Raw genomic sequence first — 16,735 nt, 5'->3', positions numbered from 1 at the left:
ATTTTTTAAGAATTTAATATATATATTTAAGTATCTAAAATTTTGTATATGCTTAAAGACTTTGAATTTTATCTTTTCTTGGTTTTCTTAATTACGATGCTCATCATGCTGGCCAATAAGATTAAAGTCGCATATCCGGTATTACTGGTGTTGGCAGGACTTGTCATAAGTTTTATTCCCGGAGTACCACCCATTAAGATAGAACCCGAATTATTATTTATTATTTTTTTACCTCCGTTATTGTATGAAGCGGCATGGTCAACCTCTTGGAAAGAGCTATGGCGATGGCGCAGGATTATCTTCAGCTTTGCCTTTGTAGTGGTTTTCTTTACAGCGCTCTCAGTTGCTGTTTTTGCCAATTATTTTATTCCGGGATTTTCTCTTGCCCTTGGTTTTTTGTTGGGAGGTATTGTTTCGCCGCCTGATGCAGTGAGCGCCGGAGCAATTTTAAAGTTTGTAAAAGTTCCGAAAAGGCTGGCTTCCATTCTTGAGGGCGAAAGTTTGCTGAATGATGCTTCTTCGTTGATCATTTTCAGGTTTGCGATGATTGCTGCTGCAACAGGACAGTTTGTCTGGCATGAAGCGGCGGGAAGTTTTGTATGGATGTGCTTCGGAGGTTTAGGAATCGGACTTAGTATTGCGTATGTTTTTTTGAAAATACATAAAATATTGCCTACTGACGCCAATATAGATATACTGCTAACCTTTATTGCACCATTCTCCATGTATTTGGCGGCAGAACAGCTTCATGCGTCCGGAGTTTTGGCAGTGGTTACTGGCGGACTATTTCTTTCTTACCGTAGTCATGATTTTTTAAGCAGTGCGTCGCGAATACGTACGGTAACCGTTTGGGAAAGTTTTTGTTTTCTGTTGAACGGGATTGTTTTCATGCTGATCGGTTTAGACCTACCGGAAATTGTTTCAGGCTTGGGCGACACAGATATTTACACTGCCATCGGTTACGGAATTGTAGTCACCGTAGTGCTTATTATTGTCAGGATTTTAGCAGGGTATGGGGCACTCATTACAACCTTAGTGATGAGAAATTTTATTACTGTTGCCGATCCGCAGTCACCTGGGTGGCAGACTCCTTTAATTATTGGATGGACCGGGATGAGAGGGGTGGTTTCCTTAGCGGCGGCGCTTTCCATTCCCCTGACGTTAGATGATGGCTCTCCGTTTCCACAAAGAAATATGATTCTTTTCATTACATTTATTGTGATTCTGTTGACGCTGCTATTACAGGGGCTTACTCTTCCTTTTTTACTTAAAAGATTTCCGCCGGTAGACAGAGATTTTACAAGAAGTGCAAAAGAGATCGATTATGAAATTCTAAACAATCTGGCAAAAGTAGCCATTGATAAAATCCGAAGTGACTATGCAGATAAAATAGAAAGTTTTCCGGCTTTGAAAGATCAATTGCAGAAATACGAAAACCAGTTGAGCAGTTCTGAAATCATTCTGAATTATGAGGAATACAGACGTATTTATATTGACATACTCGACGCTCAAAGAAGCTGGCTTATCAATAAAAACCGTGAAGAACTCTTACTGGACGAGAATATTATCAGGAAACATCTGAGACTATTGGATTTGCAGGAGGAAAGATTGAATATGAAAGGTTAATTTCGTTGTAATATTATTTAAGTTTTGAATAAAAAGAGTCCGTCTCACCACTCATGGTAACGGACTTTTTTTGATTTTAGATCCTTACTTTCAGAGAAAAGTTTTCTGATAAATGATTCCCAGACTTACACCATTAGATTTTAGAAATACATTTCGTGAAAATGTGTTTGTGATCACCTCATTTCATGCAAAAACTACATCTGTACTCGTTTCTAAGATTCGTTTTTTTATTATTAAAATACTGGAAATGAATATTTTATATTTGGTTTCTGATGTCGGTTCTGTTTAATTCTATGATTTAATAGATTTTTGAATTATCAAATGACTCAATGAAATTGCTTTAAGCAAATTTTCTATAAATAGTGATATATAATATTTGTAATTTTGCAGTATCTATAAAATGATATTTTTAAAAATATTGTAATGATATTTATTTTATTTTAAATATTTTAGTCGTTATTATGACAAAGTATATCATTCCTGATAATGAGATAGGAAGATTGAAAAAATTAGAATTTTTCGATCTCCTGAATTTTGGTAAAGACCCTCAATTTGATGTTTTTGTAGAAACCGCATGTCTTATCGCCGATTGTCCCGCATCTTTAATTTCGATCATGGAAAGCGAGACACAGACTATCCAAAGTTGTATAGGCATGGAGATCGATTCTGTAGAACGGGAAAATACGGTTTGCCAGTATTCAATAGCAAGCGGAGAGGTTGTGATTATTAATGATACCCTGTTGGATGACAGATCCAGAAACAACCCTTTAATTCTTGAAGGAGGAATACGGTTCTATGCAGGGATACCATTTATTGATGACGAAGGTTTTGCGCTGGGAACAATCTGTGTGATTGACTATAAACCCAGAACTATAACAGACAGTCAGATTACAGCACTTAAAAAACTTGCAGATGTTATTGGTAAGCTTTTAACAGCCAAGAGAAAGACCATTTATGCAGAATATTTTCAGCAGCTCTTTAATATATCGAATAATCTGATCTGTGTTTTGGATGAAGAATTGAAGCTTAAAGATTTCAATCCCGTAGTCGAAAAAATATTCTCGTTGCAAAAAGAAGATGCGTTCGGGCTGGATTTTAGCCAAATTTTCGGTGAAGACAATAACGAACAACTTTCAAAGCTTAAAGATTTTCCGAAAAGTTCCAACGAAGTATCTTTTACTACCTCTACAATCATTGAAGACGGCAGTTCTGTGATTGTAGAGTGGGTATTGAAACCCAATAAAGAACTTTCTGAGATTTTCTGCTTCGGAATCAATATTACTGAGCAAACGGAAGAAAAACGTCAGTTGGAAAGCTCCGAAAGACGTTTCAGGAGTTTCTTTGAAAATGCCATCGGTTTGATGAGTATGCATGATATGGAAGGCAATATTCTGGCTGTTAATCAAAAAGGAAGAGAAACATTGCATTATTCTGAGAATGAAGTTAAATATCTTAATCTTAAAGATCTGGTTCCCGAACAGAACTGGCCGGCTTTACAACAATATCTGGAGCGCATCAAACAGAACGGAGAGGATTTTGGAAATATGATTCTGAAAACCAAAGAAGGGGAAGAACTGATTTGGATGTATCATAACCTTGTTGAGCTGGATGAGGAAGGTAAATCTTATGTTGTAAGCACAGCACTGAATGTCACCGAAAGGATGACTCTTGAAAAGGATTTGATATATACTAAGAAAATGTTGGAGCAGACCAGCTCGGTAGCACAGGTAGGCGGCTGGGAAGTCAATCTTGTAAAAAACACGGTGTTCTGGTCTCAAAGTACAAAAGAGATTCATAAAATAAAAGATAATTTTCAGCCGAATTTCGAAAATGCTATCGGTTTCTATGAAGAAGAAAGCAGAGAAAGGGTAAGGTTCTTATTCAACAGGGCGGTGACAGAGGGAATTCCGTATGATGAGGAATTTCAGCTTATTCGTAACGACGGCGTTATGATCTGGGTAAGGGTGAAAGCAATTCCGGAGTTCGAAAATGGAGTCTGCAACAGGGTTTTTGGTATTATTCAGGATATAGATGTTTTCAAAAAAATGTTCCTTGAAATTACCAAAAATGAAGCGATGATGCAGTCGTTTGTTACGTATGTTCCGGTTGCTGTGGCTATGTTTGATAAAGATCTTAATTATATTTCTGCAAGCAGTAAATGGAGAGATGATTTCAACATGAATGAAAAGGATATTATCGGAAAGAATCTTTTTGTAATATCTCCCAATGTTCCTGAAGAACGAAAAGAAATTTATCGAGCGGCTTTGCAGGGAAAAACTTACATTAATGAAGATTTTGCAATCAGTGTTGATGGTAAGGAAGAAATACAGCATTTTGATCTTAAGGTGGGCCCTTGGTATCTTTCGGATAATGAAATAGGAGGGGTCATTGTCTCTGTACAGAATATTACCAACGCTGTACATATTAATGAAGAGCTTAAAAATGCAAAAAAAACCGCTGATACCGCAAGCAAGGCAAAATCAGAGTTTCTTGCGAATATGAGCCATGAAATCCGAACTCCTTTAAACGGAATCATAGGATTCTCTGATCTTCTTTTAAGAACTCCACTCAATGAAATTCAGAATCAATATCTTAACTATATTAATGAATCCGGGGAAAATCTTCTCAGTATTATTAATGATATTCTGGATTTTTCTAAAATAGAATCCGGTAAAATGGATCTTCTGATAGAGAAAAGCGATGTTTACGATATGGTGAGTCAGGTTATTAATGTCATTCTGTACCAATCTCAGAAAAAAGATATTGAGCTTCTTCTTAATATAGAACCCGGACTTCCGAAAGCACTGTTACTCGATGAATCCAGATTAAAGCAAATCCTCATTAACCTTCTCGGCAATGCTGTTAAATTTACACAAGAGGGCGAAATTGAGCTGAAAGTCGAAAAGCTGCGTATGGATAATCAAAATATTACTCTGCGGTTTTCTGTAAGAGATACCGGAATAGGCATCCCTGTCGAGAAACAGAAACATATTTTTGATGCTTTTACTCAGGAAAACAGTTCTATCAGCAAACGTTACGGCGGAACCGGTCTTGGTCTTACCATATCAAACAATATTCTGGGCTATATGGGAAGTCAACTGTCGCTGATCAGTACACCTGAAAAAGGTTCTGTGTTTTTCTTCGACATTGAAATTCCTTACGAAATATCAGAAATAAAAGAAGATGATGATCTCACAATAAAGAAAGTGCTGGTGGTGGATGATAATGAAGCCAATAGAGTCATTCTTCAGCATATGCTTATCTATAAAAATATAGAAGCTACATTGGCTTCCAATGGAATGGAAGCTTTACATATATTGCTTAAAGGGGAACGTTTTGATGTCATTCTGATGGATTATCATATGCCGGTGATTTCCGGTCTGGAGACAATTGAGAAGATCAGAACATTGTTTCAAGAACGAAATGAGACTGCACCATTGGTAATTCTTCACACTTCTTCGGAGGAGCATGATGTCATTAATTCTTTCCGTAAAGAAGACAATTCTTATTTTCTCTTAAAACCCATAAAATCTGATGATTTGTATAAAACACTTAAACGTGTGGCACAGAGTAGCGTAACAGAAGTTCTTGTTAAAAAATATTCTGAAAAAGACCAGTTCACTTTTATGAAAGATCTGGACATTCTTTTGGTAGATGATAATCCGGTAAATATGATTCTGAATAACAGAATGATGAAATCTCTTGTGCCCGATGCAAATTTAACGGAAGCTGTCAATGGTCTTGAAGCACTGGAAATGTGTAAGAATAAGAATTTCTCTATAATCCTGATGGATGTGCAGATGCCTGTAATGAACGGTATTGAGGCTACGCGGCAGATTCGTCTCTTACCGGGATATAAAAATGTACCAATCATTGGTGTTACAGCCGGAAACGTGTTGGGAGAAAAAGAAAAATGTATAGACTCGGGAATGAATGATTTCCTTCCAAAACCTCTCAGACAAGCAGATCTCTCAGAAATGCTCAAAAAATATATTGCTGTTGAAGAAAATAAAGATATAATTGAAGAATCTGAAGTAGTAAAGGAGAAATATATCGATATGGATATGCTGAATGATCAGATTGGTGGTGATGAAGATTTTAAAGAAATATTTTTAAATCTTGTGAGTAATGAGCTGATCCAGACAAAGGATAATATTGGGAATGTGGCGGCAGAAAAAAATACAGCCGATGCCAAGATGGTTCTTCACAAGCTTAAAGGTACTGCCGGAACTGCCGGTCTTTTCAGACTTTCAGAATGTGCATTGAAATGGGAGAAAAAAGCTGATGAAAATATAGATTTTTCAGCCATGGAAAAAGAAATTAAGGAAGAGATCACAATAGGATTGGATATAATAAAAAGTTTAATACAATAAAAAAAATAAAAAAGAGGATACCATAGATCAGTAAACACAAAGAGCAGGGAATATAAAATCACTTATCTTACGGAATAGAACGGTTTTTCTTCCAGAGAGGTGTTTGCCAATGCATTTAAAAAGGAAACAGAGGTTACCCCTTCATACTTTATCAATCAGTTAAGAAATAGTGAACAAAATAAAGGAAGCTAAAAGATGTAAATTTTTATTATAATCAAATTAAAATCCATCCCTCCCAGCTCCAATGAGATTTACGGACTGCAGGTATTTCTACTGTATAGAGTCTGATAGGTATTTTTGCAATTTGAAAACCGGATGTAGGATTAACTATTAAATTGAAATATTCGTAGATTTTATGATGATAATACTAAGTCAATGATTAAAAAGGCTTTGGTCATGTCACATAATGTTATTAAATTTGATTTTAATGATATTTGTCAAGCTAATTAATTTTAAATGATAATATTATATCACAAATCTTCAAATTGCCAATCATGAAAAAACGAGTCTTTATCACAACTTTATCTTTGGGAGCAATCGCTTTAGGAACCGACCTGTTTCTGGCACAAAATTCGGGACAGGTCAGTTCAACAGTAAATATTATTTTAGGAGATGTTATTTCAATGGATGCAGGATCTGTTGCTTCGGGAAGTACTGTAGATTTTAATTATGTGAATACATCAGATTATAATTCTTCAAAAAATGTGACAGTCCCCAATAGTTTAGTCATTATTTCTTCCAAAAATTTTGATGTAAAAGTAAAATCTGAGGGCGCGCACTTTGTAAGTGGTACCAACGCAATTCCGGTAGATATATTACAGGTAAAAGCGATACCGGGCGGAAGTTTAACAGGAACCCTGAATCAAGTCACTTTATCTACAACCGATCAGGTCCTGGTAGGTAATGCAAGTTCAGGTGCCAAACAATCTTTAAATATTGCCTATTCTATTTCGGCAGAAAAAGCATCAAACATACTTCTTGGAAAACCTAAGGGAACCTACACACAGACAGTAACTTATACTGCCACTGCATTGTAGGTAAACAAAACAATTTTATATAAGCCCTCAACATTTAAAAAGTGTTGAGGGTTTTTTATTTAAACCGGATGAATCATCCGTGTAGTTATTTTACTACATGAACTTCCATGTTCCACTACAAAGAAACTTTTTTCACCGCTGTAGATTTGTAATGTCAAAAGAGGACAATTAAAAAAGAATAAAAATTAAAAATAATATTATCATGAAAAAACAAATCGTAATCGCAGCCTTAACTTTCGGAGCCATCATATTAGGAACTAGCAATGTTCAGGCTCAGAATACTACCGCTACAACAACCGTAAATATCACCCTGAACGATGTAATTTCTATCGATGCGGGAAGTACAGCAATCGGAAACACAGTTGACTTTAACTATGTAACTGCAGCGGATTATAACTCTGATCAGACCATCACTAAAGCCAACTCTTTGAAAGTGACTTCAACAAAAAACTTTAATGTAAAAGTAAAAGCAGGAGGTGCAAATTTCATGAATGGAACCAACTTAATTCCCGTAAATGTATTGACAATCAAAGCAGCTACAGCTTCAGGAACCATGGGAGGAACAAAAAGCGCTGTTGTTCTATCTGCAACGGATCAGACTTTGGTGTCAAACGCTCCGCTAGGAAGTGCCTTAACACTGAATTTGGACTACATGATTCCAGCGTCAAAATCGTCATCTTCTGATATCTTAGGTAAACCGGCCGGAACGTATACTCAAACAGTAACTTATACAGCAACAGCTTTATAAATAAATTTTTCATATTAATATTTTGTGATTTGGTGTTTCGAAGGCTTCCTGCGGGAGGCCTTTGATTTTGTTTGTATTGATTCCGCTATAGAGAAAATTCAAAAAGTTGGTAACAAATTTACCAATCCATAAATATTTTTTGTAAAATCTAAAGATAAATTATAAGCAAACGGTAATTTATATTACGACAGCTTTATAATAGAAATAACAGCAGTTTATATACGTCCTCAACACTTAGCAAGTGTTGAGGTCTTTTCTATTAACTGATACGTGTAGTTATTTTACTACATGAACTTACATTTTCTCCTACAAAGAAACTTTTACCGCCGCTGTAGATTTGTAATGTCAAAAGAAGACAATTAAACAAGAATAAAAATTAAAAATAATATTATCATGACAAAACAAATCGTAATCGCAGCCTTAACTTTCGGAGCCATCATATTAGGAACTAGCAATGTTCAGGCTCAGAACACTACCGCAACAACAACGGTAAATATTACCCTTAACGATGTTATTTCCATCGACGCGGGAAGTACTGCAATCGGGAATACAGTTGACTTTAACTATGTAACTGCAGCGGATTATAACTCTGACCAGACCATCACTAAAGCCAACTCTTTGAAAGTGACTTCAACAAAAAACTTTAATGTAAAAGTAAAAGCAGGAGGTGCAAATTTCATAAATGGAATCAATTTGATCCCAGTTAACGTGCTGACCATCAAGGCAGCTACAGCTTCAGGAACCATGGGAGGAACAAAAAACGCTGTTGTTTTATCTGCAACGGATCAGACTTTAGTATCAAATGCTCCGCTTGGAAGTGCCTTAACACTGAATTTGGACTACATGATTCCAGCGTCAAAATCGTCATCTTCTGATATCTTAGGTAAACCAGCCGGAACGTATACGCAAACAGTTACTTATACCGCGACCGCTTTATAATAAATTTTTTTAGTTGTAAAGGTTCCTTTTGCTACGTTTTCAGTAGTTTTGGGAATCTTTTATTTTAAATAATTTACACCATGCACAAGTTTATTTACCTTTTCATTTTCTTCATCCTTACAGGATCTTCTTCAATTTTGGCTCAAAGCATTTCTATGTCTCCTACACGTTTGTTTTTTACCGGTAATCCGGGAGAAAAAGTGACACAGACAGTCACACTTCAAAACAGCTCGGACAAGGATTATGTTTTTAATCTCAACTATAAAGATTGGATGAGAGAAGAAGATGGAAATAAGGTTTATCTTGATGCTGGCAGTTCAAAAACTTCCAATGCTTCCTGGATCTCGACTTTGGAAAACGTTGTAACAGTTCCTGCGAAAAGTACGAAGGAGATTGTAGTAACCATGCAGATTCCCGCAAATGCATCAAAGTCTGCCGTTACCAACAGCATGTTGTTTTTCACCCAGCTACCTCAGCAGGCAGATAAAGCACGTATTCAGAATGGTATTGGTATTATCACCTTATTTGAAGTGGGACTTCACATCTTTTATACGCCACCGGGAAACCATGTAAAAAGTCTGGATATTACGAATATTTCAGAAGTAAGTAATAACAACGCAGCGGACAGAAAAGTTGCAGTAAGTATTCATAATGATGGAAACACCATCAATGATGCCACAGTTACGTTTGAATTAACCGACACAGATAGTGGTAAGGAAATAAAATTACCCGCCATTTCCATTTCGATGCTTCCTGATACCAATCAGACCGTTCAATTTTCTTTGCCAGAGAATCTTTCAGGAAACTTCCTTGGTGTGGCGATTATCAAAATGGCAGAATCCAATGATTTACGTGTAGGCGAAAAAAACTTTAAATTTTAAAAATTACATCTTGAAACCACAGAATGGAATATCGATATCAGTCCTAAGAAGAACAATCTTATTTTTTGCTTTTGTTCTTCTGAACTTTTCGCTTGCTTTTGCGCAGGAAAAGAAGGACATCCAAATCCATTTTGAGAATGAAAGTGTAGCAGTTGAAAAAGGCTCTACTTTTACTGACTTTTTGGTTATTGAGAATAAAAGTTCCGAAACGATTACCATTCAGAATATTATCCCTGCAGAAAAATATCCGGGATTGCTTTTTTATCCTAAAAATGAATTTACCTTAGATGCAGGTCAGTCTAAAAGTCTTCCTGTGAAGCTTATTGCCAACGTGGATTTTATGAAACTGAGATCCAATGAGATCAAATTTAACATTTCATACACCACGCCAACCGTAACCAAGACTGAAAGCGCTTCATTTTTTGTTGTAAAGGAAGAAAACAAAAACGTCGCAATTTATACGGCAACTTATGAAAATTTTATTAATCCTGCGCTACCTGAATCCTCAATTCAGCTAATTGTAGAAAACCAGGGGTATAGTCAAAAAAACGTTAAGATTGATTTGCAGTCCATTCCTGATGGTTTAGAGATGATGCCCAAACAACAAACCGTATCTCTGGAAGGTTTGGAAAAACAAATAATTGAAATTAAAATCAGAGTCAGACAACAGAATACGCTTTATCCTGAATTTAATATTAATGCAATTGCCACAGATTTGCTTGATAATAAAATCGTGGGAAGTAACACGCTCTACTTAGTTATTTTATCACACAACAGGCAAGTTTCTCGCGGAAACGAAGCGGTAAGCGGAAGTAATTTTGCGGAATTGAGCTATAATGAAAACAGTTCAGGCTTTAATTACCTTCAATTGAGGGGAAACACAGCATTTCGGGTAACTGAAAATTTGAAATCGCGCTTCAATTTGGGTGCAGATTACTATCTTGACGGCCGTTATAATCTGTATGATACCTGGTTAGAATTGGAGAGAAAGAATACGCTATTAAGGGTCGGAAATATTAATAGTAATGACTACGATTACCCGGTTTTCGGAAGAGGCGGGAAAGTTTCTGCGAAATTTGGTCAAAATAATCAGGTTGAAATTCTTGGACTGGAAAGCAATTATAATCTTTATGGTACTTATTTCCAGCAAACAAAAGGGTCTACCATGGCGGGTGCAAAATATGCTTTTGGAAATGCTAAATCTTTCAATGGAAAGGTGTCTTATATCTTCGACCATGATCCGCGCTTTAACATAGATACGCAGGTAGCGAACGCGACAGCATCATATTTAATTAACGATAAACATGCTATCCGTACTGAGCTGGGGCTGAGCCAAGAAAAAGGTCTTTCAAACAGAGATGAAAACACGGGAGCTTTAATAGGAGCTAATTACGAAGGAAAAATAGGGAAATGGGATATCCAGTCTTTTAATTCTTTTGCTACCAAAAGTTATGCAGGAATTAGAAGGGGATCTTTAATCTCAAATCAACGAATCAGCCGCCAGTTTTCTGATTCACAGCGTGCTTTTATACAATATCAGAATTCGCAGGTAGATCCTGAGTTCCTGAGTTTCCAGAGCGCGCCCATCCAGCCTGAAAATAGTGCAAATCTTCGCTATTATTTCAACAGTACAGAATCTTTGGGATCAGGTTACCAGTTTTCTTTAAATAAGTGGAATTTTCTGCTGGCTCCAAAGGTTGAAAGGCAGAAAACAGCTAATTTTTATACATCGCAGGAACTTTTTTCTTATCGGTTAGAAACCAACATAAGTGCTACGTTTGGTGCTCACGGATTGAATTTCACGGCGGAATATTCTTATTCAAAAGAGAAAAATCATACCGATTGGTTCAACAGTCTGAAAACAACTTTGTCTTACAGATATAAATCTTTTTCCCTAAACGGAACTGCTCAATGGAACGCGACAAGTGTCTTCGATTTAACTTCTTATTATAATACTGACCGTAATTTCGCCAACTATAATGTATATGCTTCGTATAATTTTCAGATACTTAATCATAATCTGATCGGATCTTTTTCAGCCGGAACTTCCTATTCGGAACTTTATCGAAACTTAAACAGCAATGTGAGCGGTAATCTGGAATACAAAATTTCGCCTTCCTGGTCTACTACAGGTTATTTTAACCTATCAGGTTATAAATCTACCGCTGAATATACAAGCAGTGACAGTTATTATCAGTTCAGAGTGGGGATTAAAAAATATTTTACTGCAGCTACGACTCTTGGAAATCATAAAGTGACGTTCCAGTTCTTTGAAGATAAAAATTTCAATGGACTTCTGGAGCCTGGTGAATCGGTACTTGCCAATGAAATAGTGAAACTTGACAATTTTGTCGCATTGACAGATAAAAATGGAAAAGTTGTTTTTCAGAATGTGCCAGAAGGTAATTATACGCTGAAGGTAAACGAAAATTCGGGTGCCCAACTGATGATGGATCCTGTCATTATGGTAAATAAAAATATCAACCGCAAAGTGGGATTGGTAAAAAACATCAGGGTAAGTGGGAAATTAACGGAAATCAAACAAGCTTACGATACTGTAGAAACGGATGTAACTGGAATTATGGTGTATGCAAAAGGTGAAGATAGTAAAATTTATACCGCAGTGGTTAATCAAAAAAATGAGTTTGAGTTTTTCCTGAAAGACGGAAAATACGATCTCTATATTGAGAATGACAAATACAGCTACACACACCCAATCCAAACTATTAAGGTGACAAAAGAAGGTTATGCGGAAACCGTAATTTTTGAATATAAGAAGAAAGACACCAATATTAAGGTGAAAAAGTTTTAAATTTAAAAGTATGAAAACGAAGAGGGCTTTTTTAACAGGAATTTTTATTGTGTTTTCCGGGTCTACGATCACGAAAGCTCAGGATGTGTACCTGTCGGTTCCTGAAAATAATATTTTTAACAGGGTTGAATTTACCTCAGTACCTACAAGAGTAATGTCGAATGCCAACAGAACAAACTGGGATTATGCCTTTTTGGGATTACTTCCAACAGCTCCTACATTTACCTCTGTATCCGGACCCACTTTTACGCACTCCACTTCCTCATCCACCTTACCCAGTTCTACGCTTCTATGGCAGTTGGAAAGTATGGGAGGACAGTTGCCATCTACAGGATATTCAGGTTCTTTACCAGGTTTTCAGTCGTTCAGTACAAGTGCTGTAAAATGGTTTGAACCGCCATCGATCAGTGTCGGAGGAGGATTTAACAAAGGAAATATCAATTTTACGTTTAAAATACCAGCTGCTCAGTTTACAGCCAATGCATTCCGGGCTGGGAATTATTTCATGGATATTACTCAGAATTATAATGATTTTACACCGCGTAATTTTAAAACAATTTTAGTTATTCCTTCATCCATCAGATGGATTACAACATCTTTAACGAAATACATAGAAGTATCTTCTTTAAACGACTACCGCAATACGAGCACGAAGGTGTGGGATTTGGGGAATACAGAAATTGCACATACAGTTGATTTTAATTTTTGGGCGAAAACTGCTGCTGCCAATATTCAGTTCACTTCTTCAAAGGGTGTTCCGGGAACCAGAAGTATAGCATCCATTAAATTAGGTAGCAGTGGAGCTGCACTTACGACCAAGGCTTTGTCTGCCGATTTTCAGAATTTTTCCGCAGCTAATTTCAATGTCGTAGCAGGAAACAGAAATAACTTCACTCCGGGGCTTTATGTGAATGCAGACGATTTTCAAAACCTTTTTTTTGAAGCCGGAACGTATACATTTGAACTGAACTTCAATGCTAAAAGTACAGATAATACAATTAACAGTTTACAAAATACGGCTGTTCAGTTAAAGGTGCTTCCTCTGTCGGAGATCATCATCCCCAGTTCCGGGAGAAATGTAAACTTCAATTTCAATACTGCTGCCCAGTACAACAATGGCCAGTCACAAATGATCCCCAACCAGATTATTTTATCCAATAATGAAAGTTTTGAGGTTTATGTAAAATCGGACGAAAATTATTTCAAGAAAGGTGGTCTCCAGACCGACATCAATTCCAATATACTACAAATTGGCTTGGATGGAAGTTCCGTAAATGTTCCTCTATCCAAAACTCCCCAAAAAATACTCTTAAACGGAACACCTGTTTTGGATCGCGGACTCAACGTAAGATACACCATACCGGCTGCGGGTGCCCAAAGTTTGGTTGGAAAGGAGAATACCACTTACTCTATTAATGTTTATTATAGCTTTACCGCAATTTAACAGTAGCTTTAAAGTTTTTATTTTAGATGATATAAACTGAAATCAATCATAGGAATAGAATAATATCTGGATCTCATTGCTGGGAAAAATCAATATAACGTTGTATTATAAATACTACGTCTATCTTTCTGTGTTCCAGTACTTCGTCTTCATCTCAGAAGTATGCTCAGGTGCCAACACTAGCTTATATAATCAGCCTCGTCCGTCTTTTTGATATCAAATCAAAAAATAGTCTTGGAAAAAACAATCGAATTACCTATTATTGCAGTATTGATATTAAATCCTCTTTGTGAGAAAAAAATGTCTGCAAACCTGAATCAGAGATTTAATCAACCTTAATTATACCAAAAATACAGTCTGATGATTCAAGAATGGTTTGGCATAGAATAAAAAAATAATAGTTAACCGTGCTTTAAAAAGGCAGTAGTAGATTTTTTAAGCATTAATACTAGATTTATGGATGATGTTGTCAACGAACTGCAGTTAAAAATCGAAAGACTGGAAAACGAAATCAATTTCAAAAACGGACTAATTTCGATATTGTCTCATGACTCAAAAGAACTGTTTGGAACATTTTTGTTCCTTATAGAAGAGCTAGAGCAAAAAAACATAAGTGAGGAAGATTTTTTTACGTTGTTGCCGCAGGTAAGGAATGATGCAAAAAAAAATTTGCAAACTGTCCAGGACAGCATTGCCTGGCTAAAAACACAATACGGGGAATTTAAGATTAAGCCCGTTAAAGTTGGGGTGATGGATCTTTTTCACTATTTAGAAGAAAGATATGCTGCTCAGTTAAAAGAAAAAAACATTAATTTTTATTTTAAAGGAGATCCCAATACCTTTGTCACAAGCGATCGCATCTTGCTCGAATATATTTTAGACAAAATTTTCAACAATGCGGCAAAATACTCCCTTCCCGGACAAGATGTTTATTTACAGGTGATTACAGAAGGTGATCAGGTAGTGTTTTCTGTAACTGATTTCGGAACGGGAATGAATGAAAAATATTTATCTGGGATCTACACTTATAATATTCCTATATTCCTGGGAACTTCTGGCGAGAAAGGAGTTGGACTAAGTTTGAAAATTGTAAAAAATTTTATATCCTTGCTGCATGGAAACATCCAAATCATTTCCGCTGAAAATAAAGGCACAACGGTTTCCATTTTTTTAAGTAAATTTATAGAGTGATGGGTTCAAAAATAAAAGTTCATATTGCAGTAGCAGATGATCATGGTATCGTCCGTATGGGTTTGATACAAACAATCAAACGACTCATGCCCGATGCCATAATTTTTGAAGTAGAGGATTACAAATCGTTGTACAAACTTATTCTGAAAGAAGAATTGGATCTGGTCATTATGGATGTTAACATGCCTAATGGGACTGTTCAGGAAGCAATAGATTACATAAAAATTCACCGACCTGAACTAAAAATTCTAATATTTTCTTCACAGGATGAAGAATTGTATGGCATACGCTACCTAAAAATGGGTGCTGGTGGCTATTTAAGCAAGCAAAGCTCTACTGAAGTCATTGAAACTGCTTTAACTGCAATGCTCAGCAAAGGCCGATATGTAAGTGATAGTGTAAAGGAAGCTATTTTTTTAGAATCATTAAATGGCACAGCCAAAAATTCTCCCTTTGAAGCACTATCAGACCGCGAATTGCAAATTGCCAATAAGCTTGCGGAAGGTCTTCCTCTTAAAGAAATTTCTAATCAATTGAATCTCCATTCATCGACGATCAGTACCTATAAAAACAGATTGTTTGAGAAGCTGAAAATACGGTCCATACCCGAATTGGTAGAGATTCTTAGGCTATATAATCAGTAAAGTCTCAATCACAAAAAATTTGATTGAGATTCTAATGAGATTATGCAGTATGCTGCTTTTCTTTTACCTCTCTGATTCTTCGTACCGACCCGAAATCAGTTATAAGTGATATCATAATGATGCTCACTGTTCTCATGAATGCCATGATTTTGGCAAGACCTTTTAGATCGTCCTCTCCCTGCATTTTTAAATTTTTTTAACAATTTTATTAACATAATTATTTAGAGTGATTACGAAATGCATCAAGCGTACTTATTTATTTGGAATTGTCTTATTAAAATATCTTTCAATTGAACCCGTCCTAACAAAGTTGCTGCTTCGTACTGCGGAGCTTTAAAATTAGTTTAGATAGAAAAAATTAATTATCAATTTTAATTTGTTATAACAAATAGTAGAATTCAATTTGGTTTAATAAAATGTCTTTAGTTTTTATTTAATGATAAGCAGAAGAGGTTAATTCCAGTTTTAAAATATCAATATTCCATAAGGGCTCATTTTGTTGATTACCATAAGTGAGCGGTCAGTCAGATCAAATTTTTTGACAAAACAATAATACCGATATTTGTTCAGTCTTATTTATATCCGTTTTGCCTTTATGACTTAAATTGGTCTAAAATAATAATATTCATGTTAAATCCTATTCATAGATCTTTATGTGGTGATGTAAAAGAGATACTTTTGTACAATTAAAAAATTAATAATAACAACTCAAAATAAACACTAAGTATGAAGAAATTCTACCTATTGCATTATCCTTATGTTCCCTCTTGAGCGTATCTGCTCAGGAAGTGATTTGGCAGAAAGACATCAAATCCTCGACACAGGACTTTTTAAACCAGATTACAACAACCATTGACGGGCAGTATTTAATTACAGGAAGCTCTATCCAGTCCTCAGTTGAATTCTTCTATAGCAGTAGTGGCTCTGGAAGCAGACCGTCGTCTGTAGCAGTTGAAATCAGCAAGAAAATAGCAGGTTTACTTAACAGCAATAAGTAAGGCAATTATATACTTTAGTGTACATAATTTTTAAATAAAAAA

At 35.9% G+C, this 16,735-nt stretch carries 13 protein-coding genes; 12 read left to right on the top strand and 1 reads right to left on the bottom strand.

Features of this window, described 5'->3' with window-relative positions; genetic code table 11:
- Positions 1-48 precede the first annotated feature (48 nt).
- The 11 genes from ACKX2A_RS04425 to ACKX2A_RS04375 all read left to right on the top strand — a co-directional run bounded on the left by ACKX2A_RS04425 (position 49) and on the right by ACKX2A_RS04375 (position 15,695).
- Entirely contained in the window at positions 49-1,626 is a 1,578-nt protein-coding gene (locus ACKX2A_RS04425; RefSeq protein ID WP_415327823.1) for a Na+/H+ antiporter, read from the top strand.
- Between the two features lie 112 nt (positions 1,627-1,738).
- Complete coding sequence (locus ACKX2A_RS04420; RefSeq protein WP_415327822.1) at positions 1,739-1,915, top strand: hypothetical protein; 177 nt, start codon at positions 1,739-1,741, stop codon at positions 1,913-1,915.
- Between the two features lie 172 nt (positions 1,916-2,087).
- Positions 2,088-5,999: a response regulator gene (locus tag ACKX2A_RS04415; protein ID WP_415327821.1), complete on the top strand. Its 3,912-nt coding sequence runs from the start codon at positions 2,088-2,090 to the stop codon at positions 5,997-5,999.
- A 494-nt stretch (positions 6,000-6,493) separates the two neighbouring features.
- Entirely contained in the window at positions 6,494-7,036 is a 543-nt protein-coding gene (locus tag ACKX2A_RS04410; protein ID WP_415327820.1) for a peptidoglycan-binding protein LysM, read from the top strand.
- A 202-nt stretch (positions 7,037-7,238) separates the two neighbouring features.
- Positions 7,239-7,784: a peptidoglycan-binding protein LysM gene (locus tag ACKX2A_RS04405; RefSeq protein WP_415327819.1), complete on the top strand. Its 546-nt coding sequence runs from the start codon at positions 7,239-7,241 to the stop codon at positions 7,782-7,784.
- Positions 7,785-8,177: 393 nt separating this feature from the next.
- Complete coding sequence (locus tag ACKX2A_RS04400; RefSeq protein ID WP_415327818.1) at positions 8,178-8,723, top strand: peptidoglycan-binding protein LysM; 546 nt, start codon at positions 8,178-8,180, stop codon at positions 8,721-8,723.
- A gap of 80 nt (positions 8,724-8,803) precedes the next feature.
- The gene (locus ACKX2A_RS04395) at positions 8,804-9,604 is read left to right on the top strand and encodes an Fn3-like domain-containing protein (RefSeq protein ID WP_228420551.1); all 801 of its coding nucleotides are present in this window, start codon (positions 8,804-8,806) and stop codon (positions 9,602-9,604) included.
- 10 nt (positions 9,605-9,614) lie between these two features.
- Complete coding sequence (locus tag ACKX2A_RS04390) at positions 9,615-12,416, top strand: hypothetical protein (RefSeq protein WP_415327817.1); 2,802 nt, start codon at positions 9,615-9,617, stop codon at positions 12,414-12,416.
- 10 nt (positions 12,417-12,426) lie between these two features.
- Positions 12,427-13,860, top strand: coding sequence for a hypothetical protein (locus tag ACKX2A_RS04385; RefSeq protein WP_415327816.1), 1,434 nt, complete (start codon positions 12,427-12,429; stop codon positions 13,858-13,860).
- Between the two features lie 456 nt (positions 13,861-14,316).
- Positions 14,317-15,051: a sensor histidine kinase gene (locus ACKX2A_RS04380; protein ID WP_415327815.1), complete on the top strand. Its 735-nt coding sequence runs from the start codon at positions 14,317-14,319 to the stop codon at positions 15,049-15,051.
- The gene (locus ACKX2A_RS04375) at positions 15,051-15,695 is read left to right on the top strand and encodes a response regulator (protein ID WP_415327814.1); all 645 of its coding nucleotides are present in this window, start codon (positions 15,051-15,053) and stop codon (positions 15,693-15,695) included. The genes ACKX2A_RS04380 and ACKX2A_RS04375 overlap by 1 nt, the downstream gene beginning before the upstream one ends.
- 40 nt (positions 15,696-15,735) lie before the next feature.
- On the opposite strand, the gene ACKX2A_RS04370 is transcribed toward ACKX2A_RS04375, so the two are convergent.
- Positions 15,736-15,879 (bottom strand): hypothetical protein, encoded by a 144-nt coding sequence (locus tag ACKX2A_RS04370; protein WP_415329528.1) that lies wholly within the window; start codon positions 15,877-15,879, stop codon positions 15,736-15,738.
- A gap of 583 nt (positions 15,880-16,462) precedes the next feature.
- Here ACKX2A_RS04370 and ACKX2A_RS04365 point away from each other — a divergent pair.
- Positions 16,463-16,693, top strand: a complete 231-nt coding sequence (locus ACKX2A_RS04365; protein ID WP_415327813.1) for a hypothetical protein — start codon at positions 16,463-16,465, stop codon at positions 16,691-16,693.
- Positions 16,694-16,735: the final 42 nt, after the last annotated feature.

The sequence above is a fragment of the Chryseobacterium sp. MMS23-Vi53 genome (assembly GCF_047651245.1).
Lineage (GTDB): Bacteria > Bacteroidota > Bacteroidia > Flavobacteriales > Weeksellaceae > Chryseobacterium.
This window is presented reverse-complemented; position numbering and strand designations above follow the sequence as displayed.